Annotated in this window: 29 protein-coding genes; 19 read left to right on the top strand and 10 right to left on the bottom strand. The window is 71.8% G+C overall.

Annotated elements, in window-relative coordinates:
- Positions 1–60: 60 nt before the first annotated feature.
- Together HPS36_RS00685 and HPS36_RS00690 are read right to left on the bottom strand one after the other, a co-directional pair.
- A complete protein-coding gene (locus tag HPS36_RS00685; RefSeq protein ID WP_173228117.1) occupies positions 61–1,233 on the bottom strand; it encodes a Cdc6/Cdc18 family protein in 1,173 nt (390 codons plus the stop codon).
- A 91-nt stretch (positions 1,234–1,324) separates the two neighbouring features.
- Positions 1,325–1,528, bottom strand: a complete 204-nt coding sequence (locus HPS36_RS00690; RefSeq protein WP_121562145.1) for a hypothetical protein — start codon at positions 1,526–1,528, stop codon at positions 1,325–1,327.
- A 154-nt stretch (positions 1,529–1,682) separates the two neighbouring features.
- Here HPS36_RS00690 and HPS36_RS00695 point away from each other — a divergent pair, with 154 nt between their 5' ends.
- Complete coding sequence (locus HPS36_RS00695; protein WP_173228118.1) at positions 1,683–2,081, top strand: hypothetical protein; 399 nt, start codon at positions 1,683–1,685, stop codon at positions 2,079–2,081.
- Positions 2,082–2,194: 113 nt separating this feature from the next.
- On the opposite strand, the gene HPS36_RS00700 is transcribed toward HPS36_RS00695, so the two are convergent.
- A complete protein-coding gene (locus HPS36_RS00700) occupies positions 2,195–3,361 on the bottom strand; it encodes a hypothetical protein (RefSeq protein ID WP_173228119.1) in 1,167 nt (388 codons plus the stop codon).
- The gene (gene glpK, locus HPS36_RS00705; RefSeq protein ID WP_173228120.1) at positions 3,362–4,900 is read right to left on the bottom strand and encodes a glycerol kinase GlpK; all 1,539 of its coding nucleotides are present in this window, start codon (positions 4,898–4,900) and stop codon (positions 3,362–3,364) included. It abuts the gene before it with no gap.
- Between the two features lie 371 nt (positions 4,901–5,271).
- On the opposite strand from glpK, the gene glpA reads away from it, so the two are divergent.
- From glpA to HPS36_RS00775, 14 genes are all read left to right on the top strand, one after another.
- Positions 5,272–7,104 carry an anaerobic glycerol-3-phosphate dehydrogenase subunit GlpA gene (gene glpA / locus HPS36_RS00710; RefSeq protein WP_173228121.1) on the top strand — a complete coding sequence of 611 codons (1,833 nt, stop codon included), beginning with the start codon at positions 5,272–5,274 and terminating at the stop codon, positions 7,102–7,104.
- Positions 7,104–8,483, top strand: coding sequence for a glycerol-3-phosphate dehydrogenase subunit GlpB (gene glpB, locus HPS36_RS00715; protein ID WP_173228122.1), 1,380 nt, complete (start codon positions 7,104–7,106; stop codon positions 8,481–8,483). Before glpA ends, glpB begins: the two co-directional genes overlap by 1 nt.
- The gene (locus tag HPS36_RS00720) at positions 8,480–10,048 is read left to right on the top strand and encodes an anaerobic glycerol-3-phosphate dehydrogenase subunit C (protein ID WP_173228123.1); all 1,569 of its coding nucleotides are present in this window, start codon (positions 8,480–8,482) and stop codon (positions 10,046–10,048) included. The genes glpB and HPS36_RS00720 overlap by 4 nt, the downstream gene beginning before the upstream one ends.
- Positions 10,049–10,198: 150 nt before the next feature.
- Positions 10,199–11,209 carry a hypothetical protein gene (locus HPS36_RS00725; RefSeq protein ID WP_173228124.1) on the top strand — a complete coding sequence of 337 codons (1,011 nt, stop codon included), beginning with the start codon at positions 10,199–10,201 and terminating at the stop codon, positions 11,207–11,209.
- A gap of 81 nt (positions 11,210–11,290) precedes the next feature.
- A complete protein-coding gene (locus tag HPS36_RS00730; RefSeq protein ID WP_173228125.1) occupies positions 11,291–12,697 on the top strand; it encodes a CRTAC1 family protein in 1,407 nt (468 codons plus the stop codon).
- 104 nt (positions 12,698–12,801) lie between these two features.
- A complete protein-coding gene (locus HPS36_RS00735) occupies positions 12,802–13,002 on the top strand; it encodes a DUF7576 family protein (protein ID WP_173228126.1) in 201 nt (66 codons plus the stop codon).
- 115 nt (positions 13,003–13,117) lie between these two features.
- A complete protein-coding gene (locus HPS36_RS00740; RefSeq protein ID WP_173228127.1) occupies positions 13,118–13,843 on the top strand; it encodes a ribosome assembly factor SBDS in 726 nt (241 codons plus the stop codon).
- Positions 13,844–13,916: 73 nt separating this feature from the next.
- Positions 13,917–14,402 carry a YbaK/EbsC family protein gene (locus HPS36_RS00745; RefSeq protein WP_173228128.1) on the top strand — a complete coding sequence of 162 codons (486 nt, stop codon included), beginning with the start codon at positions 13,917–13,919 and terminating at the stop codon, positions 14,400–14,402.
- Positions 14,403–14,529: 127 nt separating this feature from the next.
- A complete protein-coding gene (locus HPS36_RS00750; protein ID WP_173228129.1) occupies positions 14,530–15,579 on the top strand; it encodes a metal ABC transporter substrate-binding protein in 1,050 nt (349 codons plus the stop codon).
- Positions 15,580–15,679: 100 nt separating this feature from the next.
- Positions 15,680–16,420: a metal ABC transporter ATP-binding protein gene (locus HPS36_RS00755; RefSeq protein WP_173228130.1), complete on the top strand. Its 741-nt coding sequence runs from the start codon at positions 15,680–15,682 to the stop codon at positions 16,418–16,420.
- Entirely contained in the window at positions 16,420–17,490 is a 1,071-nt protein-coding gene (locus HPS36_RS00760) for a metal ABC transporter permease (RefSeq protein WP_173228131.1), read from the top strand. The genes HPS36_RS00755 and HPS36_RS00760 overlap by 1 nt, the downstream gene beginning before the upstream one ends.
- A gap of 86 nt (positions 17,491–17,576) precedes the next feature.
- Complete coding sequence (locus HPS36_RS00765; RefSeq protein WP_173228132.1) at positions 17,577–17,861, top strand: DUF7545 family protein; 285 nt, start codon at positions 17,577–17,579, stop codon at positions 17,859–17,861.
- Positions 17,862–17,963: 102 nt separating this feature from the next.
- Positions 17,964–18,407 (top strand): thiol-disulfide oxidoreductase DCC family protein, encoded by a 444-nt coding sequence (locus HPS36_RS00770; RefSeq protein ID WP_173228133.1) that lies wholly within the window; start codon positions 17,964–17,966, stop codon positions 18,405–18,407.
- 37 nt (positions 18,408–18,444) lie between these two features.
- Entirely contained in the window at positions 18,445–18,918 is a 474-nt protein-coding gene (locus HPS36_RS00775) for a GIY-YIG nuclease family protein (RefSeq protein WP_173228134.1), read from the top strand.
- An 18-nt stretch (positions 18,919–18,936) separates the two neighbouring features.
- Here HPS36_RS00775 and HPS36_RS00780 read toward each other — a convergent pair whose 3' ends face one another.
- From HPS36_RS00780 to HPS36_RS00790, 3 genes are all read right to left on the bottom strand, one after another.
- Complete coding sequence (locus tag HPS36_RS00780) at positions 18,937–19,419, bottom strand: acyl-CoA thioesterase (RefSeq protein WP_173228135.1); 483 nt, start codon at positions 19,417–19,419, stop codon at positions 18,937–18,939.
- 77 nt (positions 19,420–19,496) lie between these two features.
- Positions 19,497–19,955: a bifunctional nuclease family protein gene (locus HPS36_RS00785; RefSeq protein ID WP_137715577.1), complete on the bottom strand. Its 459-nt coding sequence runs from the start codon at positions 19,953–19,955 to the stop codon at positions 19,497–19,499.
- Between the two features lie 47 nt (positions 19,956–20,002).
- Positions 20,003–20,704, bottom strand: coding sequence for an ArsR/SmtB family transcription factor (locus tag HPS36_RS00790; RefSeq protein ID WP_173228136.1), 702 nt, complete (start codon positions 20,702–20,704; stop codon positions 20,003–20,005).
- Positions 20,705–20,827: 123 nt separating this feature from the next.
- Here HPS36_RS00790 and HPS36_RS00795 point away from each other — a divergent pair, with 123 nt between their 5' ends.
- The 4 genes from HPS36_RS00795 to HPS36_RS00810 all read left to right on the top strand — a co-directional run bounded on the left by HPS36_RS00795 (position 20,828) and on the right by HPS36_RS00810 (position 24,653).
- The gene (locus tag HPS36_RS00795; protein WP_173228137.1) at positions 20,828–22,609 is read left to right on the top strand and encodes a TraB/GumN family protein; all 1,782 of its coding nucleotides are present in this window, start codon (positions 20,828–20,830) and stop codon (positions 22,607–22,609) included.
- Positions 22,606–23,280, top strand: a complete 675-nt coding sequence (locus HPS36_RS00800; RefSeq protein WP_173228138.1) for a zinc metalloprotease — start codon at positions 22,606–22,608, stop codon at positions 23,278–23,280. Before HPS36_RS00795 ends, HPS36_RS00800 begins: the two co-directional genes overlap by 4 nt.
- A 74-nt stretch (positions 23,281–23,354) precedes the next feature.
- Positions 23,355–24,395, top strand: coding sequence for a phosphoribosylformylglycinamidine cyclo-ligase (purM, locus tag HPS36_RS00805; protein ID WP_173228139.1), 1,041 nt, complete (start codon positions 23,355–23,357; stop codon positions 24,393–24,395).
- Between the two features lie 99 nt (positions 24,396–24,494).
- Positions 24,495–24,653: a hypothetical protein gene (locus tag HPS36_RS00810; RefSeq protein ID WP_173228140.1), complete on the top strand. Its 159-nt coding sequence runs from the start codon at positions 24,495–24,497 to the stop codon at positions 24,651–24,653.
- A 21-nt stretch (positions 24,654–24,674) separates the two neighbouring features.
- On the opposite strand, the gene HPS36_RS00815 is transcribed toward HPS36_RS00810, so the two are convergent.
- The 3 genes from HPS36_RS00815 to HPS36_RS00825 form a co-directional block, all read right to left on the bottom strand.
- Positions 24,675–25,214, bottom strand: coding sequence for a CBS domain-containing protein (locus HPS36_RS00815; RefSeq protein WP_006628588.1), 540 nt, complete (start codon positions 25,212–25,214; stop codon positions 24,675–24,677).
- A 62-nt stretch (positions 25,215–25,276) separates the two neighbouring features.
- Positions 25,277–25,651, bottom strand: coding sequence for a DUF555 domain-containing protein (locus tag HPS36_RS00820; RefSeq protein ID WP_053772161.1), 375 nt, complete (start codon positions 25,649–25,651; stop codon positions 25,277–25,279).
- A gap of 94 nt (positions 25,652–25,745) precedes the next feature.
- Positions 25,746–26,744 carry an isocitrate/isopropylmalate family dehydrogenase gene (locus HPS36_RS00825; RefSeq protein ID WP_173228141.1) on the bottom strand — a complete coding sequence of 333 codons (999 nt, stop codon included), beginning with the start codon at positions 26,742–26,744 and terminating at the stop codon, positions 25,746–25,748.
- Between the last annotated feature and the right edge of the window lie 2 nt (positions 26,745–26,746).

A 26,746-nucleotide genomic window follows, 5' to 3' on the forward strand; every position in this document is an offset into this window, starting at 1 on the left:
TCCGCACGCGGAGCGCCCGCCCGAGGCGAGCGCGGAGCGCAGCCGAGGGGTCGCGCGGCGTTACCCGGTCCGGACGCGGCGGTCGAACAGCTCGCGGAAGACGACCGTCGGGAACAGCGGCACGAGCCGGCTCGGCGGCCGGCCCTTGCCGTCGCTCCGGTGGACGGTGACCCGTTCGAGCAGGCCGGCGTCGGCCAGCTCGTAGAGGACGCGCCGCACCGTCGACGCCGACAGGTCGACGCCCGGGCGCCCCGCGATGGCCTCGGTCGCCATTCCCACGGTCGACCGCTCCTCCTCCGTGAGCCCGGCGAGCTCGTAGAGGAGCCGCTGGCGGCTCTCGGGCAGCGCGAGGACGCGGCCCAGCGCCACGCAGGGGCGCGGGACCCCGTCGGTGCCGGCGTCGACGTCGCCCGACCTGACCGTCGACGCGCCGGCCCGCTCCGCGTTGACCGCCGCGCCCATCACGGCGGCGAGCGCGTCGTGGGCGTCGCCCGCGGCCCACTCGACTATCTCGCGGATCTGGTCGTGGCTGAGCGCGTCGCGGCCGAGCCCGGTCGAACACCGGCTCGTCAGCAGCTCGACGAGCACGTGCCGGCGGTACTTCGCGAACTCGACGGTGGTCTCCGGCTCCCAGTCGACCGCGTCCGGCGGGTCGCGGCCGATACAGGCCGGCGTGAGCTGCTCGCCCACGTCGGTGAGCCAGTCGACGAGCGTCGCCGCGGTCGGCGTCTCGGCCTCGTTCGTGTGGTCGACCGCGACGACGAGGTCGGGCCCGGTGCGCATCGCGTCGCGCAGCGAGTCGGCCAGGTCTTCGGTACCGATCCCGTGGTCGGGGACGTGTTCGTCGCTCATCGCGGCCAGCATCGCGTGGTACAGTCGGAACCGGGTCGAGGCGTTCCGCGCGTCGACGTAGACGAACCCTGGGATCGTCGGCTCGACCGCCCGCGTGGTCGTCTGGATCGCCCGACGCGGGCCGCTGTGGCTCGCGAGCCGGTCGAACAGCGCGGAGACGACCGCGGACTTCCCGCTCCCCTTCGGTCCGTACACGTAGACGCTCGGCGGGAGCGACCCGGAGAAGGCGGGCTCGAACACGTCGAGGAGCCGCTCTATCGCCGGCCCGCGGCCGACCGGCGAGTCGACGTGTCTGACCGGAGACACGGCTTCGAAGTCGGCGAGAACGCTCATGCCGGCGTCGTAGCCGAGTCGTCGCTCGATCCGGTCGTCGATATTCACGGTCGACCCTCCGAGATAGTCGAACAAAACAGCCCCGAATCGGGACCGGACGACGCCCCGCGGAGCGGACCGCTCCGGCCGCCGGAGCCGCCTACCAGTGGGCGGGCTTGTACCGGTTGATGACGACCGTCGAGACGACGAAGACGACCCCGCTGATGACGCCGGCGATCGCGCCGACCGCCAGTCGGACCGCGGGCGTTCCCTCCGAAACAACCGCCATCACGACTGCCACGGCCCCCATCACGACGAGGAGGTTCCGTCGGTCCCGCCGGTCCAGCCCGATCCGGTCTAGCATACCACGTCGTCTCGGCCGGGGCAGTTAAACGCCCCGCGTTCGGCTCGCGACCGCGCCCCGTCGAGCGGACGGGCGGCGCCGCGCTCGCCCGGGGCCGGCGGCCGGGGTCGGGGCGATGGAAACCTATACCACCGTCGGGCGAACTACGACGGGTATGTCGAACGACGCGGCCGTCGAGACGCTGCACACGGTCGACGACAGGAGCAAGGTCGTCGCGGTCCTGTCGACGGCGGCCGCGTTCGGGGCCGGGATGCTCGCGATCGGCGACATCGAGTTCGTCTCGATCGCCGCGGCCGCGTTCGGGATCGGCGTCCGCTTCGCGTCCGTCTGGGCGGGCGTCCGCGCCTTCGTCGACGACGACGCGGTGACGATCGCCGACCAGCCCACCGCGGGGAGCTTCCACCACGGCGCGACCGGCGTCGCGCTCGCCGCGGCCGGCGCCACCGCGCTGGTGGGCCGCGCCCTCAGCGTCGAGGTCGTCCCGATCGCCGTCGCCGCGGCGGCGGTCGGCGTCGTCGGGTTCCTCGGACTCTCGGTGCTGCTCCCCGACTGAGCGACGTGCGCGCTCGGCCGTGGTCTCGTGCGCGCCGCTCGCCGACCGGTTCCGAGCGACCGCGGGTGAGCGAGGTTCCATGATAAAAAGGTGCTGCCGGGGATGCGGACGCGTTAGATTCCCGTACCAGGGATCCAGACGCCCCAGTTGAGCAGCCCCGCGATGACCAGCAGCCCGATCGTCAGCGTCCAGACGACGATGGCGGCCGCCGGCGGGTCGAAGTGGGTGTCGGAGTGCGCGTAGAACACGCGCTGGCTCGCCTCGCCGACGACAGCGGAGAAGAGTCCGAACAGCGCGCCGAACAGCAGCGCGGGCGCGGCGCCGAACGCCAGCGGCGCGGTCAGGTCTCCGGCCGACAGGTCGGTGAGCATCAGGATCCCCTCCTGCCACGTCGCGAGGAACGCGGTCGCCCCCGCGAGCGTCATGTGGTGGGTGACCGGGATGCGGTCGACGCCGAGGTTCAGGAACAGCAGCGACGCCGCGCTGATCCCGAAGCCGGCGAACACGGCGATGAGGCCGTGCCCGCCGCTGATCATGTTGTACGTGATGACGCCCGCGCCGAGTCCGGTGAAGAAGCCGATCGCGGCGACGTGCGACCACTTGTACATGTTCGGCAGCCACGGCTCAACGGCGAGGCGGTCCTCGCTGGCCTTCCCGCCGTCGCCTTTGACCTCGCCGGGCTCGCGCATCTCCTCGCGCTCGAACGGCCCCATGTCGAAGTAGCCGTTGGCCTTGTCGCTGACCTTGCCGACGATGCTGTAGCCGAAGACGGCGCGGACCACGAGCGCGCTGATGACGATGCTCACCGGGATCGGGTCGACCGGGAGCGCGAGCTGTCGGGAGAGCTGTTCGATGAGGACGCCGAAGATGCCGAAGACGGCCCCCACGGCGAGGACGTCCGGCTTACTCCCCAACGCAAAGCCGATGTCCTTCGCGTTGTGGTAGTCGAACCCGGACTCCATGTAGCCCTTGTTGGCCGCGTAGCCGGCCGCCGCGACGCCGCCCGCGAAGGAGATGTGCGGCCCGAACACCGGCCCGAAGCCGACGTCGACGCCGAACCCGCCGCCGCCGAGCGACCCGCCGATGACGAGGAACCCGGTGAAGATGAACGCCGGCAGCGCGCCGAGCGCCGCCCCGAAGGCGCCGCCCGCGAGCGCGCCGAGCAGGATGGCCGGATTCGTCAGGCTCTCGATCACGTCGGTCGGCGCGCCCGGCTCGTAGCCGACCTGTAGCACGGTGTCGGCCGCGACGGCCAGCTCCGGGAGCAGTTCGACGCTCATCTACTCGTCCTCCTCGTCGATCGCCCAGTTCTTCGAGCGCTCGACCGCGTCGTCCCAGCGGCTGTACAGCTTGTCGACCTCGTCCTGCGACTTCTCCGGGGTGAACTCGCGGTCGATCTGCCAGTTGTCGCGGAGCTCGTCGACGGTGTCCCAGTAGCCGACCGCGAGCCCGGCGGCGTACGCCGAGCCGAGCGCGGTGGTCTCGTCGACCTCCGGTCGCGCGATCTCCGTCTGGATGATGTCGGACTGGAGCTGACAGAGGAAGTTGTTCTTGACCGCGCCGCCGTCGACGCGGAGGCTCGTCGTCTCCACGCCGGAGTCGGCCTCCATCGCCTCGGCGATGTCGCGGGTCTGGTAGGCGATCGATTCGAGCGTCGCCCGCACGATGTGCTCCTTGCTCGTCCCGCGCGTCATCCCGACGATGGTGCCGCGGGCGCGACCGTCCCAGTGCGGGGCGCCGAGCCCCGTGAACGCCGGGACCATGTAGACGCCGTCGGTCGAGTCGACCGAGCGCGCCAGCTCCGCGGTCTGGGCCGCGTTGTTGATCAGGTCGACGTCCTCGAGCCACTCGATGGCGGCGCCGGTGATGAAGATGGACCCTTCGAGCGCGTACTGGACGGGCTCGCCGGACATCTGGAACCCGATCGTCGTCAGCAGGCCGTGGTCGGACTCGACGGCGTCGGTCCCGGTGTTCATCAGGTAGAACGAGCCGGTGCCGTAGGTGTTCTTCGCGTCGCCCTCGTCGAAGCAGGTCTGTCCGAACAGCGCGGCCTGCTGGTCGCCCAGCGCACCCGCGACCGGGACCTCCTCGCCGAGGAAACCGTCCGCGTCGGTGTGGCCGTAGTAGTCCTCGTCGGAGGACGGCCGCACCTCGGGCACCATCTCCTTCGGCACGTCGAACTCGTCGAGCAGCTCGTCGTCCCACTCCAGGTCCCGGATGTTGTACAGCATCGTCCGGGAGGCGTTGGTGACGTCAGTGATGTGGTTGCCCGTCAGGTTGTAGATGAGCCACGAGTCGATGGTGCCCATCACGAGTTCGCCGGCGCGGGCGCGGTCGCGCAGGTCGCCGCCGCGCGAGCTCTGCATCTTCAGCGGCTCGGCGTTGTCGAGGATCCACTCCGTCTTCGTCGCGGAGAAGTACGCGTCGGCCTCGAGGCCGGTCTTCTCGCGGATCTCCTCGACCTTGTCCGCCTCCTGAAGCTCCTCGACGCGGTCGGTCGTCCGGCGGTCCTGCCAGACGAGGGCGTTGTGGACCGGCTTCCCCGAGTCCTTGTCCCAGACGATCGTCGTCTCGCGCTGGTTGGTGATGCCGATCGCGTCGAGCTGGTCGGCGTCGAGGCCCGCGTCCGCGAGGCCGTCGAGGACGACCTGCTGGGTGTTCTCCCAGATCTCTATCGGGTCGTGCTCGACCCAACCCGGGTTCGGGTAGATCTGTTCGTGCTGTTCGTAGGCGTTCGCGACGACCTGGCCCTCGTGGTCGAACACCATGAATCGAGTTCCGGTCGTCCCCTGGTCTATCGCACCGACGTACTGTGTCATGTTCTGGATCCCTCCTGTGGCGCTGGTCCGTGCGCGGCGATCGCCCGCTCGCCCTCGCCGTCGAGGGCGGTTTCGGGCCCGCGTCCGTCGCCGCGGCGCGCGACCGACCGGTCAGACCCGTCCGGAGCCGACCCGAGACGGTCGCGAAACGCGCCGCGGCATATCTTCACGGAAGCTACCACGCCAATCGTGAACATAATGTACTACCATAATAATCTTCCTGTTGAAATCCCGAGTTCGACGCGAGTGAAAAAGGCGGAGTGATAAACCCATCGGCTGTGTCAGCGATTACAGTACTTGAATGACCCTGATAGTTACTGTTGGGGCACGCCGGGAGGTAAAGTAAAGTGGACGTGGCCCAAGGGCCTCGCATGGACAGACAAGTGGACGTCGTGGTCGTCGGTGGGGGGTCGACGGGGTGCGGCGTCGTCAGGGACCTGGCGCGGCGCGGGCTCGATACGGTCCTCGTCGAGAAGGGGAACCTGACGCACGGCACGACCGGACGGATGCACGGACTCCTTCACAGCGGGGGGCGGTACGCGGTCTCCGACCAGAAGAGCGCGAAGGAGTGTATCGAGGAGAACAGGGTGCTGCGCGACATCGCGTCCCACTGCGTCGAGGAGACGGGCGGGATGTTCGTCAAGCGGCCTGAGGACTCCGAGGAGTACTTCCAAGAGAAGCTGGAGGGCTGTAAGGCGTGCGACATCCCGGTCGAGGTGATCGACGGGGAGGAGGCGCGGCGCCGCGAGCCGTACCTCGCGCGCGACGTGGAGAAGGCGATCGCCCTGCCGGACGGCGCGGTCGACCCCTTCCGGCTCTGCGTGTCGAATGCCGCGGACGCCCGGGAGCACGGCGCGCGGATCGAGACGCACGCCCCGGTGACGGACGTGCTCGTCGAGGACGGGGAAGTCGTCGGCGTCGAGATCGAACACGAGACCGGGCCGGGCAAGCGCGTCCACCGCGAGCCGGGGACGACCGAGGAGATCCGCGCGCGCCACGTCGTCAACGCCACGGGCGCGTGGGCGGGCAACGTCGGCGAGATGGCCGGCGTCGACGTGGAGGTGCGCCCCTCGAAGGGCGTGATGACGGTGATGAACACCCGGCAGGTCGACACCGTGATCAACCGCTGCCGGCCGAAGGGCGACGCCGACATCATCGTCCCCCACGAGACCGCCTGTATCCTCGGCACGACCGACGAGGAGGTCGACGACCCGGAGGACTACCCCGAGGAGGAGTGGGAGGTCGACCTGATGATCGAGACGCTCTCGGAGCTCGTCCCGGCGCTCGAAGACGCGCGGACGCTCCGCTCGTTCTGGGGCGTCCGCCCGCTGTACGAGCCGCCGGGGACGGGCACCGAGGACCCGACGGACATCACGCGCGACTACTTCCTCCTCGACCACGGCGACCGCGACGACCTCCCCGGCATGACGACCATCGTCGGCGGGAAGCTCACCACCTACCGGATGATGGCCGAGTCCATCTCCGACCACGTGTGCGAGACGCTCGGCCACGAGGCGACCTGCGACACCGCCGACGCGCCGCTCCCGGGCTCGGAGAGCGAGGCCCGCATGGAGGAGCTGATGGACGAGTTCGGCCTGCGCTCGCCGGTCGCGCGCCGCTCGGGCCAGCGGCTCGGCTCCCGGGCCGACGACGTGCTCGACGAGTACGACCCGAACCCGATCGTCTGTAACTGCGAGAGCGTCACCCGCGCGGAGGTCCAGGACGCGATCGGGGAGGCCGGCTCCGACCTCAACGCGGTCCGCCTCCGCACCCGCGCCTCGATGGGGAACTGCCAGGGCGGCTTCTGTACTCACCGGATCGCCGCGGAGCTCGCCGAGGAGTACCCCGAGCCCGTCGTGCGCGACGCCGAGGACGAGCTGTACCAGGAGCGCTGGAAGGGCCAGCGCCACGCGCTGTGGGGCGAGCAGCTCTCGCAGGCAATGTTGAACCACATGCTCCACGCGACCACGATGAACCGCGACGGCGACCCCGCGAACCTCGACGAGAAGGTCGACTTCGGCGCGTTCGACGCGGGCGCGGGGGCGCCGAGCCCGGGCGATTCCGACGGCGAGACCGGGACCGCCGCGGCGGACGGTGGCCGCGCAAGCGACGACGCGGCGACCGACGGCGGCCGCGCAGACGACGACGCGGTCACGGACGGTGGCCGCGCAAGCGACGACGCGGCGACCGACGGAGGTCGCTGATGGCGATCAACAGCGACGTGCTCGTGATCGGCGGCGGGCTCGCCGCGGTCACGGCCGCGGTGTCGGCCGCCCGCGAGGGCGCGGACGTGCGGCTCGTCTCTCACAAGGCGAGCACGCTGCGGCAGGCCTCCGGGCTGATCGACGCGCTCGGCTACGTCCCGGCGACCGAGCCGGCGAAACCGCTCCGCGACGGGCCGCCGACCGCGGGCCGCGAGCTCGACCGCGACGAGTGGCCGGACCCGGAGGGGCCGCTCGCGGACCCGTTCGAGGGGATCGAGCGCCTGCCGGAGTCGCACCCGTACCAAGTGGTCGGCGCGGACGCGCTCCGCGACGGGCTCGCTCTGTTCGACGACCTCGCGGGTGACGCCTACCGCGGGGGCCACACCGACCGCAACGCGCTCGTCCCGACGTTCGGCGGCGCGGTGAAGCCGACGGCGCGGTACCCGGCCGCGGCCGAGGCCGGGCTCGCGAGCGACGAGCGGCCGATGCTGATCGTCGGGTTCCGGTCGCTGACCGAGTACGACGCGCGCGCCTTCGCCGGGCGCTTGGAGGCCGCCGGCGTCCCGTTCGACGTGGCCGGCGCTGAGGTCGAGTTCGCGGAGGCGTTCCGGGCCGACGCGAAGATCACCCGGCTCGCGAAGGCGCTCGACCACGACGAGGACATCGACGGCGTCCCGGCCCGCGAGGCGCTGGCGAAGGCGGTCGCGCCGCACCTCCACGACGTGGTCGACGCGGACGGCGGCGTGGACCGCGTCGAGCGCGTCGGCTTCCCGGCGTTCCTCGGCGACGACCGGGGCGACGAGGTGCGCGCGGAGCTCGCCGACCGGCTCGGCGCCGACGTGTTCGAGGTCCCGATGGGACCGCCGAGCCTCCCGGGCCTGCGGCTAGAGGACCGCCTGTTCGACGCGCTCGACGCCGAGGGCGTGCGGTTCGAGACCGGCAACCCCGTCGTCGGCGTCGAATCCGCGAGCGACGGGCGGGTCGAGGCGGTCGCGGTCGACCGGAAGGGTCGGACGGCGCCGTACGGAGCCGACGCGTTCGTGCTGGCGACCGGGGGGCTCGTCGGGAAGGGGCTCGACTCCGACCGCGAGGGCGTCCGCGAGCCCGTCTTCGACCTGTACGTCGACCAGCCGGACGACCGGTACGAGTGGTTCGTCGACGACGCGTTCGGCGACCAGCCGTACGCGCGGTTCGGCGTCCGGCCCGACGAGCGGTGTCGGCCCACGGACGCCGACGGGGAGGCGCAGTACGAGAACGTGTTCGCGGCCGGCGGCGTCGTCGGCGGCGCGGACGCGGCGCGGGAGAAGTCCGCGAGCGGGGTGTCGCTCGCGACCGGCCTCGCGGCCGGGCGGCAGGCGGCGACGGAGGCGAGCCAATGACACGAGACACGGCGGACGACGGCGACGGGGGAGACGCGAACGGGACGACCGAACCGAGCGGCGGACGCGGCGGGGGCCGCGGGCGCGCCGGGTGCGGGAACTGCGGCTGCGGGGAGCCGAGCCCGGGCGTCCCCGAGGCGGGCCGCGACGAGCAGCCGTCGATATTCGTTCCTGACGAGGGGGAGGTCCCGGACGACGGCGCGGGGGCGGCCGCGGACCCCGCCGGCGCCGCGGAGCGCGCCGCCACCGACGGCGGCGTCGAGAGCGCGTCGGGCGGCAGCGACTCGACCGAGCTCGACCCGGACGCGTACGACCCGGTGGACGTGTTCCCCGGCGGCGACCTCGACCTCCGCGAGGGGGCCGACTCCTGTTACAAGTGCACGAGCTGCGACACCTCCTGTCCGGTGGCGGAGGTCGACGACGAGTTCCCCGGGCCGAAGTTCCAGGGCCCGGAGCAGTGGCGGCTCAAGCGGAAGGACGACCACGACATCGACGAGTCGATCACCTCCTGTTCGAACTGCATGCGCTGTGACGACGCCTGCCCCTCCGGGGTGCCGCTCTCGCAGATGCACAACGAGGCGCGCGGGCAGTTCGTCGAGCGGCAGATGGAGAAGCTCTCGATGGAGTACATTCGGAACCGAATCTTGGCCAACTACCGCACCTCGGCGAGCCTCGCGAGCATGTTCCCGCGGACGGCGTCGTTCGCGATGAACTTCGGGCCCGCCCGGTGGGCGATGGAGAAGGTGATGGGGATCCCCAAGGAGCGCGACTTCCCCGAGTTCGCCACGGAGACGTTCCGCGAGTGGTGGAAGGCGCGCGGCGGCGCGCAGGTCGAAAATCCCGACAAGCGCGTGGCCTACTTCCACGGCTGTTACTCCAACTACAACACCCCCGAGGTCGGGAAGGCCATGGTCCGCGTCTACGAGCACTTCGGCTACGAGGTCATGGTGCCGCCCCAGAAGTGCTCGGGCACGCCGATGTTCGCGAACGGGATGCTGAAGGACGCCCGGCGCCACGCCGAGACGAACGTCGAGAACCTCGTCGAGGCCATCGGCGAGGGCGCGGACGTGATCGCCTCCTGTACCTCCTGTTCGATGTCGCTGCGCCAGGAGTACCCGGAGCTGTTCGACCTCCACGGCATCGAGGACCTCGCCGAGCACACCTTCGAGGCGCTGGAGTACCTCCGGATCCACGAGGACCTGGAGGGCGAACTCGACGCGGCCGGCGGGCTCGACGACGAGCGCGCGTTCGCGTACCACGCGCCGTGCCACGCGCGCAACCAGGGCCTCTCCCGGCAGGCGGTCGAGACGTTCCGGGACGTCGACGGCGTTCGGATGGAGGACGTGGGCGACTCCTGTTCGGGGATCTCCGGGACGTACGGATGGAAGGAGGAGAAGTACGAGAAGTCGATGGAGATCGGCGCGGAGATGTTCGAGCACATGGAGGACGCCGAGGGCGAGGTCGGCATGACGGAGTGCCCGACCTGCGCGATGCAGATGGAGCACGGCACCGGCTACGAGATCGAACACCCCCTCCAGCTGCTCGAGGACGCGCTCGGCGCGTAGGTGGGGCCGCCCCCGGCAGGGGTCAACGCCGCCGGGACAGCGCCCCTCGCGGACCGCGCTTACGACGCGTCTCGTAGCCTGCGCTGTTCGTTCTCAGGTACGATAACCGCGTGGGAATCCTTATGGGGGGAACCCCCTCAGTCGGGACACGTGACGCTCGAACAGTTTCTCGATCGCTTCGACGGTCCCGAGCGGTCCGTGGTCATCGTCAACCGAACCGACCCGGACCCCGTCTTGAACATGCTCGTGGACACGTTCGGCGACGACGCAGTGCGGGTCGTGGAGGGCCGGGTGGTCGAGGGCCCGGACGACCCCGACGCGGGCGGCGCCGGGGGGGACGGCCGGCTGACCGACGGCTCCGGGGCCCCGCGGCTCGATCGGACGAGCGGTCTCACAGCGCGAGAACTGGCGACGAACGCGGTCGTCGACGGGGAGGGCGACGCCGTCCCGTCGCTCGACGTCGAGGTGCTCCGCCGCCACGAGGACGTGCCGTTCGACGGCGGTGACCCCTCCGACATCGAGAACCTCGTGCTGCTCATGGAGGACGACGAGGTGGTCGCCGGCTCGACGCTCGGCGAGCTCGGCGACGCGGTGCTGTTCGTCAACTCCGACCTGTACATCACCGGCAGCCGGTCGCTCTCCGACGTGGAGCTTCCCTCGGTGATAAGCGGCCTCGACGACGCGACGTTCACGCTCCGCGGGTACCCCGAGTCGAACCGACAGAAGCTGCTGCTCATCACCATCTCGCGGTTCATCGAGCGGGCGGCGTGGACCGCCGGCGACGGCACCCTGCGCTCGTCGTTCCAGCGGCTCTCGCGCATCGACGACGAGGTCGGCACGCGGGAGGTGTACGAGCGCGTCGCCGACACCGGCGTCGACACGCACCTATACGGCGTGCCCGACGAACTCCCGCAGGACCTCGACGCGGTGATACACGCCGGGAGCGACCCCGATTTCACCGACAGCTGGTTCGTGGTGTACCGGCCCCCGGAGGGACCGCACCCCGCGCGGAGCGACCCGGAAAGCGACCTCGTCCGGGGGGTCGAGGGGGGCGTCGGACTGCTCGCGGTCGAGACGGAGCCGCGCGTCTGGCGCGGCCTCTGGACGTTCGACGCGGACCGCGTCTCGCGGATAAATCGGTACATCGAGCGCAACCTGTAGGCCGATCGAGGATTTCCTCCCGCCGGCGACCGGTCGTATCCAACCCGTGCGTTCATATTCTCGGAGCGGTGACGGGCGGCCATGTTCACGGAGCGGTCCGCGCTCGTCGACGACGGGCGCCCGATGCGCGGGTACGGCGTCGCGGTGACGCCCGGCCGCGACGGGCCGCTCGTCTTCGTCGCCGGCTACGGCGAGCCGAACCGGCTGTACGCCCGCGAGGGGGGCCGCTTTTCCGACACCGCCTGCGGCATCGTCGCCGACGGAACCCACCACGGGATGGGGGTGTGCGCGTCCGACCTCGACGCAGACGGGTGCGAGGAGGTGTACGTCCACAACTGCGCGCGCGGCGTCGACGGCGGCGACCCCGACCTGCTCTTGAGTCGCCTGGAGGCCGACAGGTACCGCTGGACGGACGTGTTCGCGCGCGAGGTGAACGCCGACCGCATCGACGTGCGCGCCGGGCGCTCCGTCGCCGCGCTCGACCGACTGGGGACCGGTCGCTACGGCGTCGCAGTCTCCGGCTACGCCGCCCCGCTCGCGTTCTACGAACTCGGCGACGACGGCGAAGTGACCGACATGGCCGAGGCGGTCGGCCTGGAGGTCGACGGGGGGTGCCGGTCGCTGCTCGCGGTCCCGTACCGCTCGCGCGAGGGCGACCTCTTCGCGGGGGTCGAGGGGGGACCGAACCGGCTGTTCAGCAACCGGGACGGGCACTACGACCGGACCGACGGCGGCCCCGACCTCTCGGACCCCGGCGGCGACACGCGAGGCGCCGCGCTCGTCGACGAGGGCGGGACGTTCGCGCTCGCGGTCGGCAACGAGTCGGCGCCGAGCCGGCTGCTCCGCTGCTCTCCCGACGGCGGCTACGACGACGTGGCCCCCGACGCGCTCCGCGACGTTGGGCCGGTCCGGACCGTCGTCGCGGCGGACTTCGACAACGACGGCCGCGAGGAGCTCTTCTTCAACGTCTGCGGCGCGGAGAACCGGCTGTTCGAGCGCGTGGATCGGCCCTGGGGGCCGCCACAGTGGGAGCCCGCGGACCTCGGGGCCGCCGCGGAGCCGGACGGGTTCGGCACGGGGGCGGTGGCGGCCGACCTCGACGGCGACGGCGCGCTGGAGCTCCTCGTGGTCCACGGCGAGGTCGCCGCCCAGCCCGTGACCGCCTACGGCGTCGCCGACGCGCCCGACGCCGGGTGGCTGCGCGTGCGCCCGACGACGCGACACGGCGCCCCGGCGCGCGGCGCCGTCGCCACCCTGGAGACGACCGAGGGCGTCCAGCGGCGGACGGTCGACGCGGGGGGCGGCTGCCTCTGTCAGACGGAGCCGGTCGCGCACTTCGGGCTCGGCGGCGCGGAGCCGCTGCGCGTCGACGTGCGGTGGCCGGACGGGCGCGAGCGGACCGTCGTCGGCCCGAGCGCCGACCGGGAGATAACGGTCAGACACCCGTCTCGGAAGGCGACGGACCGCGACGCCCGGACGCGGCGGTAGCGGCCGAGCGGCCCCGAGCGGAGGCCCGCCGGCGCGGCGGCGGCCGCCGTGGCCAGAACTGCCGCCCTTCGCGGGTTCAAGTGTCCCCGGGCGTACGGGGAGGTATGGTGGATCCGACCTCGGAGCTCGAGGAGGACGTCGACGAGGAGTCCGCGCCGCGCTGCGCGACGTGCGGCGAGCCGGCGCTGGGGACCGGACACCGAACGGTCACGTGGGTCGACGGCGGCGACGCCGTCCACCGACACTTCTGTTCGCCGTCGTGCCGCGCGGGCTGGGACGACGAGCGGCCCTCCGCGGGCGGGTAGTCGGGGAACGACGGCGCGACGACCGGGGCGGTGACCGGAGGGCGGACGCGACGACGCGGCGCGACGGTTGGTGACGGCGGGAGGCTTTTTGCCCGCGGGGGTGGTAGCGTTCGGTATGATATCGCTCGACGAGGCCGTGACGGCCCGACTGGAGTCACACGGGGAGCGGTTCGAGGTCCTGATCGACCCCGACGCCGCGCTCGCGATCAAGCGCGGCGAGTTCGACGACGACTTAGCGGAGGTCATCGCCGCGGAGGACGTCTTCGAGAACGCCTCGCGGGGCGACCGCCCGGCCGAGGAGGACCTAGAGACCGTCTTCGGCACCACGGACCCGCTGGATATCATCCCGGAGGTCGTCGAGCGCGGGGAGATCCAGATCACCGCCGAGCAGCGCGCGGAGATGCAAGAGCGGAAGCACAACCAGCTGGTGACCACCATCACGCGCAACGCCGTGAACCCGCAGATGGACGACTCCCCGCACCCGCCCGAGCGGATCGAGCGCGCGCTGGAGGAGGCCGGCTTCCAGATCGACCCGATGGAGCCGGTGGAGAACCAGGTCGACGACGCGCTCGACGCGCTGCGGCCGGTGATCCCGATCCGGTTCGAGGAGGTGACGATGGCGGTCCAGCTCCCGGCCGACTACGCCGGGTCCGGCCAGGCGCAGATCCGCGAGTTCGGCGACCTCGAACGCGAGGAGTGGCAGAACGACGGCTCGTGGGTCGGCGTGCTCACCTTCCCGGCCGGCCTCCAGAACGACCTCTACGACCTCGTCAACGAGGTCACCTCGGGCGAGGGCGACGCCCGCGTGATCAAGGACAAAGACGAGCTGCGGACCCGCTGACTGGACTGTCGGCTCGCGACGTATTTTCACCGCCTCCGCGGGGTTGATACCGGCGGGCCGCGGCTCGGATCGCATGCATCCACGCGCGGCGGAGTTCGAGGAGCGGGCGGCGGAACGGCACGGCGTCGACGTCGACGTGCTGGAGTTCGACGCGGGCACGGAGACGGCGGCCGCCGCGGCCGACGCCGTCGGCTGCGAGACGGGCGCCATCGCGTCGACCATCGTTTTCTCCCTCGTCGGCGGCGACCGGGACGGAGTGCTCGTCGCGGCGGTCACGAGCGGCGCGAACCGGCTGGACCTCGACGCAGTCGCCGAGTTCTTCGACGCCGACGCGGCCGAGATGGGCGACCCGGAGCGGATCCGCGAGGTCGTCGGCTGGAGCATCGGCGGCGTCCCGCCCATCGGGCACGACGCCGCGCTCCCGACCGTCTTCGACCCGACGCTGGCCGAGTACGACACCGTCTACGGCGCCGCCGGGACGCCGAGCGCGGTGTTCGCGATCGGTCCGGACGCGCTCGCCGACCTCGCGGACGCGACCGTCGTCGACCTCACGGAGTAGCGAGCGACGCCCCCGACGCGCGGAGCCGGCGGCGCGTTGTTAAGCGAGCGCGCTCTCGACGACTGAGTTATTAATTCTGTCTTGTGAAATAATAACGTTTTTCTGTTAATCCACGGTACGGATCGGTATGACTCACTCACGGCGGTCGGTACTGCGGCGCGGCGCCGGGCTCGCGGCCGCGGGGGCGGCGGCGTCGCTGGCGGGATGCTCGGGCGGGGGAACCGGCGGTTCCGAGGGGTTCGACTCGGGGTACGCGGCCTTCTTCACCCTCAACGACTGGGCGAACGAGGTCGCGGGCGAGCACGCGAGCTTCGAGGACCCGGTCGACGTGGGACAGCTCGGCCACGGGTGGACGCCCGACGGGACGCTCGCCGCGGAGGTCGCCGCGACGGACGCCTTCGTCTACCTCGACAGCCCGGAGTTCTCGTGGGCGCAGGACCTCGCGGAGACGCTGGAGAGCGACTACGACTCCGTCGCCGTGGTCGACGTGCTCGACGGGCTGGAAGACGACCTGCTCGACTGGGACCACAACCACGGCGGAGAGGGCGGCGACCACGGCGACGAGAGCCACGACGGGGAAGGGGACTCCCACGAGGGCGACGATCACGAGGGCGACGACCACGGCGGCGAAGGGGGGACCCGGTACGACCCCCACGTCTGGACCGACCCGGTCCTCGCGGCCGAGATGGTCGAGTCGATCGCCGCGGGGCTCGGCGAGGCGGACCCGGAGCACGCCGACGCGTACGCCGCCAACGCCGACTCGTACGCCGACGAACTCGGCGCGGTCGACGACGCGTTCGAGTCGATCGCCGAGGACGCCGCGCGCGACGTGGCGGTGCTGGCGGGCCACAACTCCTTCCAGTACTTAGAGGCGCGCTACGGGTTCCGGCTCCACTCGCCGGTCGGGGTCTCGCCGCAGAACGAGCCGACGCAGTCAGAGATCGCCGACACGATCGACCTCGTCGACTCGGCGGGGATCGACGTGGTGTTATACGACCACTTCCAGTCGCCCCGGCTCGCCGAGTCGATCGTAGAGAACAGCGACGCGACGGAGGCGGTCCCCGTCACGCCCGCCGGGGGGACGACGCGGGAGTGGAACGACGCCGGCTACGGCTACCTCGAACAGATGACCGAGATCAACGTCCCCGCCTTCGAGCGGGCGTTCGGCGCGCAGTGAGCCGGTCGACGCGCGCGCCGACCGGCTCGGCGCCCGGCGACGGCGGCGCCGCCGGACTAAAAGAGCTAAACGTGCGGCCGACCCATACCGGAGACACGCAGTGAGCGCAATCGTCGACCTCGACGGCGTGACGTTCGCCTACGGCGACACCGTCGCCGTGAGAGACGTCTCCCTCACGGTCGAGGAGGGTGACTTCCTCGGGCTGGTCGGGCCGAACGGCTCCGGGAAGACCACGCTCCTCCACCTCATGCTCGGCCTCCACGAGCCGGACGCGGGGTCGGTCGAGCTGTTCGGCCGACCGGTGGCGGAGTTCGACGAGGGCGGTCGGATCGGCTACGTCTCGCAGAAGGCGACGAGCCAGGGCGGCGCGATGCCGGTCACCGTCCGCGAGTGCGTCACCATGGGTCGGTTCGCGCACGCCGGGCGGGGCCGGCTCTCCGCGGCCGACCGGGCCGCCGTCGCGGACGCCATCGAGACGGTCGGGATCGGCGACCTGGCCGACCGGCTGGTCTCCGAGCTCTCGGGCGGACAGAAGCAGCGCGCGTACATTGCGCGCGCCCTGGCGAGCGACGCCGACCTGCTCGCGCTCGACGAGCCGACGGTCGGCGTCGACGCCGAGTCGCGCGACGCCTTCTACGCGCTCCTCGACGAGCTCAACGACGACGGGATCACGATCATCCTCATCGAGCACGACATCGGCGTCGTCACCAACCGCGCCGACCGCATCGCCTGTATCAACACCGAGCTGTACCACCACGGCGACACCGAGTCGTTCGTCGAGAGCGAGGCCCTCGCCGAGGCGTACGGCACGACTGGGCAGGTCGTCCACCACCACCACTGATGAGCCGGAGCAGCGCCGCTGACGGCGAGGGAGAGACCGCGGCCGTCGAGGGATCGACCCGCGACCGCCGGCGTCGCGTCGAACTCGCCGGCGTCGGCCTCACCGCGTTCGTCGCGGTCGGCATGCTCGGGTTCCTCCTGCTCTACTGGGCGCAGGACCTCCCGGTCGCGAGCGATCTCTACGCCGCGTTCCGCTCGCTCGGCCGGGGCATGGACGCCGCGCTCGGCACCAACGTGTTCCGGCACCCGATCATGTGGCAGTCGATGGCGGTGGGCGTGCTCGTCGGCGTCGTCGCCCCGCTCGTCGGCTCGTTCCTCGTCCACCGCGAGATGGCGCTGATCGGCGAGACGCTCGCGCACACCGCGTTCGCCGGCGTCGCGGTCGGCATCCTCGTCACCTCCTCGACCGGGTGGAACGGGTCGCTGCTGCTCGTCGCGCTCGCGGTCGGCGTCCTCGGCGCGCTCGCGGTCCAGTGGCTCACGGAGCGCACCGACGCCTACGGCGACGTGCCCATCGCGATCATGCTCAGCGGGAGCTTCGCGGTCGGCACGCTGATCATCAGCTACGGCGACGGACTCACCGGCGTCAACATTCAGGGCTACCTGTTCGGGAACCTCGCGGTCGTCACGCCGGAGGGCGCACGCCTGATGGGCGCGCTCTCGCTCGCGGTCGTCGCGGGCGTGGCGCTGACGTACAAACAGCTCCTCTTCATCACCTTCGACGAGCAGGCCGCGCGGGTCGCCCAGCTGAACGTCACCGGCTACAACACCCTGCTGGTGGTGCTGACCGCGGTCGTCGTCGTCGGCGCGATGCAGGTGCTCGGTGTCATCCTCGTCGCCGCGATGCTGGTCGTCCCCGTCGCGGCCGCCTCGCAGGTCGCGCGGAGCTTCCGCGAGACGATGTACCTCGGCGTGATCTTCGGACAGTTGTCGGTGCTGGGCGGCTTCGCGATCTCGATCGGGTTCGGGCTGCCCTCCGGGGGATCGATCGTCGTCACGGCCATCGCGGTGTACCTCGCGAGCATTCTCGGCTCCGGGGCCTCCGGAACGCCCGTGTCGGCGCACGGCTGACGGCGAGCGGCCGCCCGTTCCCGTCGCGTGACCCGGCTCGCGTCCGGTTTCCACAGACCCTTATGTCCCGGCCGCCAGACACGTCTATGGGAGACACAGAGACCTACACGGTCACCGGCCCCGACGGTGACGAAGAGTCGTTCGAACTGCCCGCCGGCCTCGTCGACGTGCTCAGCGAGCAGGGCGAGCCGTCGACCGCCGTCGTCTCCGACGTGGTCGTCCAGGCGATGGCCCAGCAGGCCCACGTCATCGTCCACCACAGCGAGGGCGACGTGCCCGAGGACATCGCGGCGATGGAGGAGACCGCCGCTGAGCTGTTCGAGGAGCGCTTCGGGCAGTCGCTCGAAGACGCGCTCGGCCACTCGCACTGAGCGGGCGCCACGCGGTCGTTCCGACCGACGCCGGCGCGTCGCACCGCCCGAACGAGTTCGGCCGACCGGCCGCTTAAGCCGGTCGAGCCCCTACGTTTTCGCATGCCTACCGACCCGGACGGCGCGGACGCCCCGGTGTTGATATTCGACGGCGACTGCCCGTACTGCTCGGTCGCGGCGGTCGCGCTGCGCCGGCTCGACGGCGTGGTCGCAGTCCCGTGGGAGGCCGACCCCGTCGGGCCGTTCCTCGACGCGCAGTTCGGCTCCCGGCCGTTCGCGATGGTGCTCGTCGACCCCGCCGAGCGCCGCGTGTACGCCGGCCGGTCGGCCGCGGAGGAGCTGGCCGACCGCGCGGGCACCCCCGGGATCGTCGGCGGGCTGGTCCGCGACAACTACGACCGCATCGCCGACGTGGTCGGGACGCTGTCGGGGCGGGCCCGCGACCCGGACGACTTCCACGACACCTACCGCCTCGACGACGAGGCGGGCGACCTGGTGGGATCGCTCCGGACGGCCGCCGCGGAGGCGCCGGCCGCGCTGTCGTGACCGGGGCGCCGACCGCGGCCGCGACGGGGAGCGACCGATGAGCGACGCGACCGGCGGGAGCTACACCCTCGTCGTCGGCCTCGCGGCGGACGCGACGGTGACGGCGGGGGCGCTCGGCGACCACCGGCTCCCGGCGGGCGCGTACGCCTACACGGGGAGCGCGCTGGGCGCGGGCGGGTTCTCGCGGGTCGACAGGCACCGCCGGACCGCGCGCGGCGACAACGACACCCGGCATTGGCACGTCGACTATCTACTCAGTCACCCGGCGGCGCGGATCGACCGCGTCGTGCGGAGCGTCGGCGTCGACATCGAGTGCGCGGTCGCCGAGCGCCTACCGCCCGGGCCGATCGACGGGTTCGGCGCCTCCGACTGTAGCTGCGAAGCCCACCTGTCCGCCGGCGACGGGCTCGACGCCCTCGTGGAGCGCGCGCTGGCGGCCCACGAGGCGGCGGTCGCGTCGTCGGACGATCCGGACGCGACCGTCGACGTGGTCGACGGCTCCGGGGAGTGAGCCGCCGGGCGGCTCTCCTCAGAGGTCGTACCGGTCGACCACCTGCCGGAGCTGCTCCTCGCGCCCCTCCATGGCGGCGTCGCGGAGGGCCTCCTCGTCCTCGGTGGGACAGTTTAGGTCGGGGACCGGCGTGGGACGCCCGTCGTCGTCGAGCGCGACGAACGTGAAGTGAGAGGTCGTCGTCCGCCGCGTCTCGTCCGTGCGGGGGTTCTCGGCGCGCACGTCGACCTTCACGTCGACGCTCGTCCGGCCGGTGTTGAACACGTAGCCCTCGATGATGGCGACCTCGCCCATCTCGATGGGCGCGATGAAGTCGACGTGGTCCATCGAGGCGGTGACCACCTGCCGGTTCGCGAAGCGCATGCCGGCGATGGCGCCGCAGATGTCCATCCAGTGCAACACGGCGCCCCCGAGCGCGCGGCCGAGGTTGTTCGTGTCGTTCGGGAGCAGCATCTCCGTCATCTCGGTGTGCGAGGAGGCGAGCGTGGCCGTCTCGTCCATGCCGGTCGTGGGAGGGCCGGCGACTTGAACGGCCGGCTTCCGTCGCGGGTGGCGGCCGGGAACGCGGCACGAGCGCGCTACCGCTCTTCGGAGGGCCCGTCGTCGTCGCCGAACCGGATCGAGTCCGGCGGCCGACCGGCCTCGTCTATCACCTCGTCGGTGACGACGATGGGACAGTCGACGCGGACCGCCAGCGCGAGCGCGTCCGAGGGGCGGGCGTCGAAGACGAACCGCTCCGGCTCGCCGTCGTCGTAGCGCTCGGCGTCCACCTTCGCGTAGAAGGTGCCGTCGTGGAGGTCGTCGACGCGAACGCGGTCGATCGCGCCGCCGAACTCCGTGAGGACCTCCACGAGGAGGTCGTGCGTGAGCGGTCGGTCGAACGGTTCGCCCTCCAGCGCCATGCCGATGGACCGGGCCTGGTCGCCGCTGACGAAGATGGGGACGTACTCGCCGCGCGCGGAGAGGATCACCGCCGGGACGTCGCCGCTCGGCGCCGAGCCCGCACCGACCCCGACGACCTCGGCTTCGTGTTCCATACGCGAACGTGGTGACGGCGGCTTGAATAGCTGTCCCACGCGCGGCCTCAGTCCGACGCGCGGTACCAGTACGCCCACGCGAGCGTGAACACGAGCGCGGCCCCGAGGAAGAACACGACCCCCGGCTCGACGAGGGAGACGGCGTACTGCGCGATCGGGTCGCCGACGAGTTCGACCGCGCCGTCGGTCCCCTCCGCGGCGGTGTTCTGGTCCGGGACGCTCTCGATGGTCGGGCCGCCGCCGTCGCCGCCGTCGGCGGTGGCGGTGCCCGCGTCGTCCCCGGAGCGGGCGGTGAACTGCGACCCGAGCGAGCCGACCGCGAGCAGTCGCTGGACCGCGACCGCCGCCAGCCCGATGATCCCGTAGCCGCCGAGCAGGCGCATGAGCGCGGTCTTGATCCCGGTCGACTCCTCGGACCCGCCCGCGAACAGCACGAGGGGCTCGTCCGCGGCGGCGTACACGTCCATCTCGCGCCCCTTCTCCGAGTAGGCGGTGTCGACCACGTCGACGAGGTCGGCCTCGTCGAGCCGCGAGAGGTGGTACTGGACGTTCTGGAGCGAGGTGTCGACCTCGTCGGCGATCTCCGACTTCGTCGCCGGGCGGTCGTGGAGCGTCGAGAGGATGGCTCGCGCCGTCTCGGAGCCGAGGGCGGCGATGAGGTCGTCGGCCTCCTCGTCGTCGACGCCGACGACACGGGGTTCGCGCTCCTCCGGAGTCGCGTCCGGCAGGGAGGGCAACAGCCGGGACATACGCTCTCATGGGGCGCGTGAGGATACAAACTTGTTGGATCGTCGGGGACGAGTCGGCGCTCGCGGGGCGGATCCCGCGATCGACTCACAAACCCTAAACGCGGCGACCGAGTACGACGGGTGATGACAGAGACGTCACGGGGGAGCGGCGACGACGCGCCCCCGTCGACCGACCGGTCCCCGCGGGCCGACGGCGGCGACTTGGACGGGGCGACGCGCCGCGCGCCCTCCGGCGGCGAGGGGAGCGTCACGGTCGTCGGGACCGCGCACGTGTCGGAGCGCTCCGTCGACGAGGTCGAGGAGACGATAGAGCGGGAGCGCCCCGACGTCGTCGCCGTCGAGCTCGACGAGGGGCGCTACCGACAGCTCAACGGCGAGACCCCGGACGACCTCGACGCCGGCGACCTGCTCAAGGGGAACACCGTGTTCCAGTTCCTGGCGTACTGGATGCTCTCGTACGTCCAGACGCAGCTGGGCGAGCGGTTCGACATCGAGCCGGGCGCCGACATGAAGGCCGCCGTCGACGTCGCCGAGTCGCTCGGCATCGACGTCGCCCTGGTCGACCGCGACATCCAGACGACGATCCAGCGGTTCTGGGCGCGCATGACGATACCCGAGAAGCTCCGGCTCGTGGGCGGGCTGGCGTTCGGCGTCAGCGACCCGCGCGTCGCCGGCGTGATCGGCGGGCTCATGGTCGGGATCCTCGCGGGGCCGGCGATCGGGCTCTTCGGCGGCGCCGTCGGGATCACGACCGGCGTGCTGACGAGCGTCGCCGCGGGCGTCCTCGTCGCGCTCGCCGTCGGCATCGCCGTCGACCAGGTCGGCACGCTCGCGCTCTCGCCGGACCAGCGGCTCTACGCCGCGGCCGGCACCGGGCTGGCCGCCGGCGTCGCGGCCGGGGTCACCGGCGTCGCGAACGGCCTCGTCTCGACGTACCTCGGCGGGTTCCCCGTGGCCGCCATCGGCGGCTTCGGGATCGGGATCGGCCTCGGGCTCGTCGTCGGGGCCGTCCTCGCGCTCGCGGTCGGCGCGTTCGCCGGCGGCGAGGTCGACCCCGAGGCCGGGGGGATCGAGGAGCTCGACGAGGCCGACCTCACCGACACGGACGTGGTGACGATGATGATGGAGGAGTTCCGGCAGTTCTCCCCGGGCGGCGCGGAGGCGCTCATCGACGAGCGCGACGCGTTCATCGCCCACCGGCTCGTCGCGCTCCGCGAGGCGGGCCACGACGTGGTGGCCGTCGTCGGCGCCGGCCACCGGGCGGGGATCGAGGGCTACCTCGCCGACCCCGCGACGCTCCCGCCGATGGAGAGCCTGGTCGGCCAGGAGTCCGGGCGCGGGCTCCCCTGGAAGAAGGCGATCGGCTACGCGATCACCGTCGGCTTCGTCGGCTTCTTCCTCCTGCTCGCGCTGGGCGGGGCCGGGAACGCCTTCCTGCTCCGCCTGTTCGGCGCGTGGTTCCTGATCAACGGCGTCTTCGCGTTCGCGTTCGCGAAGGTCGCGGGCGCGCGCTGGCTCTCGGCCGGCGTCGGCGGCGCCGTCGCGTGGCTGACCTCGATCAACCCGCTGCTCGCGCCCGGCTGGTTCACCGGCTACGTCGAGCTGCGCAGCCTGACGGTCAACGTCGCCGACATCGGCGCGCTCAACGACCTGCTCGCCGACGAGACGCGGTCGGCCGCCGAGCTGGTCTCCGCGATGCTCGACGTGCCGCTGTTCCGGCTCATCGTCGTCGTCGCGATGACGAACGTCGGGAGCATCGTCGCCAGCTTCCTGTTCGCGGCGTACGTCATCCCGGCGATGTTCGGCGCCGAGGTCGGCGGCGTCGAGGACGTCGGCCGGCTGCTCGTCGAGGGGGCGATAAACGGCGCGGACCTCGTCCGCGGCGCCGTGGGGGGGATCGCATGAGCGGCGGGAGCGCGGTGTCCGGGCGCCGGATCGCGGGCCTGTACTTCAGCGGGGCGGAGATCCGCGACCTGCTCGTCGCGTGGCTCGCCCTCGGCGTGGCGTTCATGCTGTTCTTCGTCGGCGGCTCGGGCGGTATCGGCCGCATCCTCGCGGCGGGCGTGGTCCCGCCGCTGTTCGTCGCCCTCTCGACCGCCGGGGTCGCCTTCCTCCTCCACGAGGTCGCGCACAAGGTCGTCGCGGTCCACTACGACCAGGTCGCGGAGTTCCGCGCGGACAACAGCATGCTGTTCCTCGCCGTGATGAGCTCGCTCCTCGGGTTCATCTTCGCCGCGCCGGGCGCCGTCCACCACCGGGGCCGGCTGACGCCCCGCGAGCACGGCCACATCGCGCTGGCCGGGCCGGTCGTGAACCTCGGGCTGATGGCCGTCTTCTTCCCGCTGTTCGCGCTCGGGGGGATCGTCGGGAGCGAGATCGTCACGGTCCTCGGCGCGCGCGGGATCGCGATCAACGCGTTCCTCGCGGCGTTCAACCTCGTCCCGTACGGCCCGCTCGACGGGAAGACGGTGCTGTCGTGGAGCAAGCCCGTCTGGGCCGCCGTCTTCGTCCCCTCCGCGCTGCTCGCGTTCGGGCTCGTCTTCGTCCTCGGCCTCGGGTTCGGCGGGCCGTTCTGACGGGCGACGCGGCCGGCCCGCGACGGGCCCGGCGGAACGGTGCGTTTTTGCTCCGCGGGCGTGCCCCCACAGACATGACCGAGGGCGACGGGAGCGACGACGGGGGACCGGACGCCGACGACGAACTCACCTACGCGGACGCGGGCGTCGACATCGACGCGAGCGAGGCCGCGACCGCGGCGCTGATCGGCGCGGTCGGCGCGGACACCGAGGCGGAGGGCTCCGGGAGCGAGTACGCCGGGCTGCTCGACATCGGCGACCGCTACCTCGCACTGGCGACCGACGGCGTCGGGACGAAGCTGCTCGTCGCTGAGGCGCTCGGCGACTACTCGACGGTCGGCATCGACTGTATCGCGATGAACGTGAACGACCTCGTCGCGGCCGGCGTCCGCCCCGTCGCGTTCGTCGACTACCTCGCGGTCGACGAGCCGGACGAGCGCTTCGCCGAGCAGGTGGGCGAGGGGCTCGCCCGCGGCGCGGAGCGCGCCGACATGGAACTCGTCGGCGGCGAGACCGCGGTGATGCCGGAGGTGGTCCGCGGGCTCGACCTGGCGGGCACCTGCGCCGGCCTCGCCGCGAAGGACGGCGTGTTCGACGGGCGGGCGGAGCCGGGCGACGCCCTGGTCGGCTGGCGCTCGTCGGGGATCCACTCGAACGGGCTCACGCTGGCGCGGGAGGCGGTGACGCGCGATCACGAGTACGCCGACCCCTGCCCGTTCGACGGCTACGAGACGCTCGGCGAGGCGCTGCTCGAACCGACCGCCATCTACACCGACCTCCTCGACCCGATGCGCGCTCACGGCGTGCGCGGCGCGGCCCACGTGACGGGCGGCGGCTGGACGAACCTCGAACGCCTCGGCGACCACCGCTACGTCGTCGAGGACGCGTTCGACCCCCAGCCGGTCTTCGAGTTCGTTCAGCGCGAGGGGAACGTCTCCGACGAGGAGATGCACCGCACGTTCAACATGGGGACCGGCTTCGTCGCCGCCGTCGACCCGGACGCGGCCGAGTCGCTGGCGGCCGAGACCGACGGTCGCGTCATCGGCCGCGTCGAGGCCGGGACCGACGCCCCGGACGGCGACGCGACGGTGGCGATCCGCGGGCTGGAGCTGTGATCGGCGCTCGATAGCAGTTATTGTTGCCGGTACTACGGACCGTCGGCCCGGCGCGCCGACGCGGCGTCGTTTATGCCCGTCGGGGCCGAACGGGAGACGATGACAGACCGGGACGCGTCGCCGGACGAGCGCGACGGCGAGGACGGCGAGACGCGCGAGGGCGACGAGCCGGACGACGCGGGACACCTCGACGACGTGCCGGACGGGGCGGGCTGTACGGAGATCTGGGAGCGGCTTTCGGAGCGCCGGGAGGAGTGAACGCGGCCCCGCGTCGATCTCTTACGACAGCTGCGCGGCGATGTCGGCCTCTGTGATGATCCCGACGGTCTCGCCGCCGTCGGTGACCATCACGGCCTTGTAGTGGTCGAGGAGGTTCCGGACCTCGTCGACGGTCGCCGACGGCGCGACCGTCGGGAACGACTCGCTCATCACCTCGCTGACGGGGTGGTCGCCGACGTTCTCGCCGGCGTGGACCACGTCGCCCTGACTGATCGACCCGACGGGCACGCCGTTCTGGAGGACGGGGAGCTGCGAGTACGCCTCCGCCTCCATCAGCTCGACCGCCCCGCTCACCGCGTCGTCCGGCGCGACGCTGATCACCGTCTCGTTCATCAGGTCGGCCGCGCGGACGACCTCGCCTTCCGCCTCTTGGAGGGCGTTGACGATCCGGCGCAGCGTCGAGAGCCGCGGGTCGACGTCGCCGCCTTCGATCCGCGCGATGAGGGGCTGGGAGACGTCCGCGGCGTCGGCGAGCTCGCTCTGGGTCAGCTCCAGCGCGGTCCGGCGCTCGCGGAGGTCTTGGGGCGTCGGCAGTTCCATACCGCTAAATTACCCGAGGTTATTAGAAAAGCTTTCGGCACCGACCGATCTCGCGCTCGCGTCTACCGCTCCGGCGCGTCCTCGTCCTCGTCCGCCTCCGTCTCGAAGACGTCGATGACTTCGAGGGGCACGTCGCGGAGCGCGCCGCCGACCTCGCTTTTCGCGATCCGCTCGGCGTGCTCCTCGCTGTCGGCGTTGAAGATGTCGATCTCCAAGAGGAGTCCCACGAGGGCCGTGTTGGCCGCGAGGAACGCGGCGTCGAACGGCTCGCCGCAGGCCGGACAGCCGGTGACGCCGGGCTCGACCTCGACGTACTGCTTGTCCGTCTCGTTGAGTCGCTTGCCGGCTTCGCTGACCGCGACGCCGATGGCGTCGTCGGTCTCCTCGACGTCACGGACCAACCAGGCGGCTTCCATCGCGACTTCGTAGTTGCTCATACTCGGCCGGAGGAGCCGCAGGGTTTCTTGTCTTGTGGTTCGCCCGCGGTCGGCGCGACCGCCGACGTCGGGCCGATCGGCGGCGAAACGCGCCTTACACGCGGTCGACGACCGCCGCGGTGACCTCGTCGGTCGTCGCCGACCCGCCGAGGTCGCCGGTGCGGGGCCCGTCGGAGAGGACGCCCTCCACCGCGTCGCGCACCCGCTGGCCCTCCTCAACGTGCCCGAGGTACTCCAGGAGCATGGCCGCCGAGAGGATGGCCGCCGTGGGGTTCGCGATCCCCTTGCCGGCGATGTCGGGCGCGGTCCCGTGGACCGGCTCGAACAGCGCGTTGTCGTGGCCGACGTTCGCCGAGGGGAGCAGGCCGAGCCCTCCGACGAGGCCCGCGGCCAGGTCGGAGAGCACGTCGCCCGCGAGGTTCGGGCAGACGATCACGCCGTACTGGCTCGGGTCTAGCGGGAGCTTCGTCGCGAACGCGTCCATCAGCTCCTCGTCCGCGTCGACGCCGCGCTCGGCGGCCACGTCGAGCACCTCCTCGCGGAACCGGCCGTCCGTCTCGCGCATCACGTTCGCCTTGTGCGCGACCGTGAACCCCTCGTCGGGGTCGCCCGCGGGCCCGCGCCCGTCGTCGACGAACTCGCAGGCGTACTCGGCCAGCTCCCGGGACGCCGACGAGGTGACGACCCGCGTCAGCGTCGAGAGGTCCTCGGAGAGCCGGTCCTCGTGGCCCGAGTACACGCCCTCGGTGTTCTCGCGGAGGAACACCACGTCCGTCTCCGGGCGGAGCGCGTCGACGCCCGGGAACGCCTTCGCGGGCCGGACGTTGACGAACGAGTCGACCGCCTCGCGCAGCGGGAGGATGACGTCGGCGGCCGTCTCGCCGGCCGCGCCGAACAGCGTCGCGTCCGCGTCGGCGACGCGCTCGTACGTCTCGGCGGGGAGCGCCTCGCCGGTCGCCTCTTTCGTCGCGTCGCCCGCGTCGGCGGCGACGAACTCGAACTCGACGTCGAGCGACTCCAGCACCTCGACGGCGGCCGGCACGACCTCGCGGCCGATGCCGTCGCCCTCGATGACGACTATCTCGTCGGGCATCC

It is taken from the genome of Halorubrum salinarum (genome assembly GCF_013267195.1).
Lineage (GTDB): Archaea > Halobacteriota > Halobacteria > Halobacteriales > Haloferacaceae > Halorubrum > Halorubrum salinarum.

What these genes read in the sequence shown, in the direction of transcription:
- HPS36_RS00690 (WP_121562145.1), bottom strand. Translation starts at nt 1,528, where the DNA reads ATGCTAGACCGGATCGGGCTGGACCGGCGGGACCGACGGAACCTCCTC.
- HPS36_RS00695 (WP_173228118.1), top strand. Translation starts at nt 1,683, where the DNA reads ATGTCGAACGACGCGGCCGTCGAGACGCTGCACACGGTCGACGACAGG.
- HPS36_RS00700 (WP_173228119.1), bottom strand. Translation starts at nt 3,361, where the DNA reads ATGAGCGTCGAACTGCTCCCGGAGCTGGCCGTCGCGGCCGACACCGTG.
- glpK (WP_173228120.1), bottom strand. Translation starts at nt 4,900, where the DNA reads ATGACACAGTACGTCGGTGCGATAGACCAGGGGACGACCGGAACTCGA.
- glpA (WP_173228121.1), top strand. Translation starts at nt 5,272, where the DNA reads ATGGACAGACAAGTGGACGTCGTGGTCGTCGGTGGGGGGTCGACGGGG.
- glpB (WP_173228122.1), top strand. Translation starts at nt 7,104, where the DNA reads ATGGCGATCAACAGCGACGTGCTCGTGATCGGCGGCGGGCTCGCCGCG.
- HPS36_RS00720 (WP_173228123.1), top strand. Translation starts at nt 8,480, where the DNA reads ATGACACGAGACACGGCGGACGACGGCGACGGGGGAGACGCGAACGGG.
- HPS36_RS00730 (WP_173228125.1), top strand. Translation starts at nt 11,291, where the DNA reads ATGTTCACGGAGCGGTCCGCGCTCGTCGACGACGGGCGCCCGATGCGC.
- HPS36_RS00735 (WP_173228126.1), top strand. Translation starts at nt 12,802, where the DNA reads ATGGTGGATCCGACCTCGGAGCTCGAGGAGGACGTCGACGAGGAGTCC.
- HPS36_RS00740 (WP_173228127.1), top strand. Translation starts at nt 13,118, where the DNA reads ATGATATCGCTCGACGAGGCCGTGACGGCCCGACTGGAGTCACACGGG.
- HPS36_RS00745 (WP_173228128.1), top strand. Translation starts at nt 13,917, where the DNA reads ATGCATCCACGCGCGGCGGAGTTCGAGGAGCGGGCGGCGGAACGGCAC.
- HPS36_RS00750 (WP_173228129.1), top strand. Translation starts at nt 14,530, where the DNA reads ATGACTCACTCACGGCGGTCGGTACTGCGGCGCGGCGCCGGGCTCGCG.
- HPS36_RS00760 (WP_173228131.1), top strand. Translation starts at nt 16,420, where the DNA reads ATGAGCCGGAGCAGCGCCGCTGACGGCGAGGGAGAGACCGCGGCCGTC.
- HPS36_RS00765 (WP_173228132.1), top strand. Translation starts at nt 17,577, where the DNA reads ATGGGAGACACAGAGACCTACACGGTCACCGGCCCCGACGGTGACGAA.
- HPS36_RS00770 (WP_173228133.1), top strand. Translation starts at nt 17,964, where the DNA reads ATGCCTACCGACCCGGACGGCGCGGACGCCCCGGTGTTGATATTCGAC.
- HPS36_RS00775 (WP_173228134.1), top strand. Translation starts at nt 18,445, where the DNA reads ATGAGCGACGCGACCGGCGGGAGCTACACCCTCGTCGTCGGCCTCGCG.
- HPS36_RS00780 (WP_173228135.1), bottom strand. Translation starts at nt 19,419, where the DNA reads ATGGACGAGACGGCCACGCTCGCCTCCTCGCACACCGAGATGACGGAG.
- HPS36_RS00785 (WP_137715577.1), bottom strand. Translation starts at nt 19,955, where the DNA reads ATGGAACACGAAGCCGAGGTCGTCGGGGTCGGTGCGGGCTCGGCGCCG.
- HPS36_RS00790 (WP_173228136.1), bottom strand. Translation starts at nt 20,704, where the DNA reads ATGTCCCGGCTGTTGCCCTCCCTGCCGGACGCGACTCCGGAGGAGCGC.
- HPS36_RS00795 (WP_173228137.1), top strand. Translation starts at nt 20,828, where the DNA reads ATGACAGAGACGTCACGGGGGAGCGGCGACGACGCGCCCCCGTCGACC.
- HPS36_RS00800 (WP_173228138.1), top strand. Translation starts at nt 22,606, where the DNA reads ATGAGCGGCGGGAGCGCGGTGTCCGGGCGCCGGATCGCGGGCCTGTAC.
- purM (WP_173228139.1), top strand. Translation starts at nt 23,355, where the DNA reads ATGACCGAGGGCGACGGGAGCGACGACGGGGGACCGGACGCCGACGAC.
- HPS36_RS00810 (WP_173228140.1), top strand. Translation starts at nt 24,495, where the DNA reads ATGACAGACCGGGACGCGTCGCCGGACGAGCGCGACGGCGAGGACGGC.
- HPS36_RS00815 (WP_006628588.1), bottom strand. Translation starts at nt 25,214, where the DNA reads ATGGAACTGCCGACGCCCCAAGACCTCCGCGAGCGCCGGACCGCGCTG.
- HPS36_RS00820 (WP_053772161.1), bottom strand. Translation starts at nt 25,651, where the DNA reads ATGAGCAACTACGAAGTCGCGATGGAAGCCGCCTGGTTGGTCCGTGAC.
- HPS36_RS00825 (WP_173228141.1), bottom strand. Translation starts at nt 26,744, where the DNA reads ATGCCCGACGAGATAGTCGTCATCGAGGGCGACGGCATCGGCCGCGAG.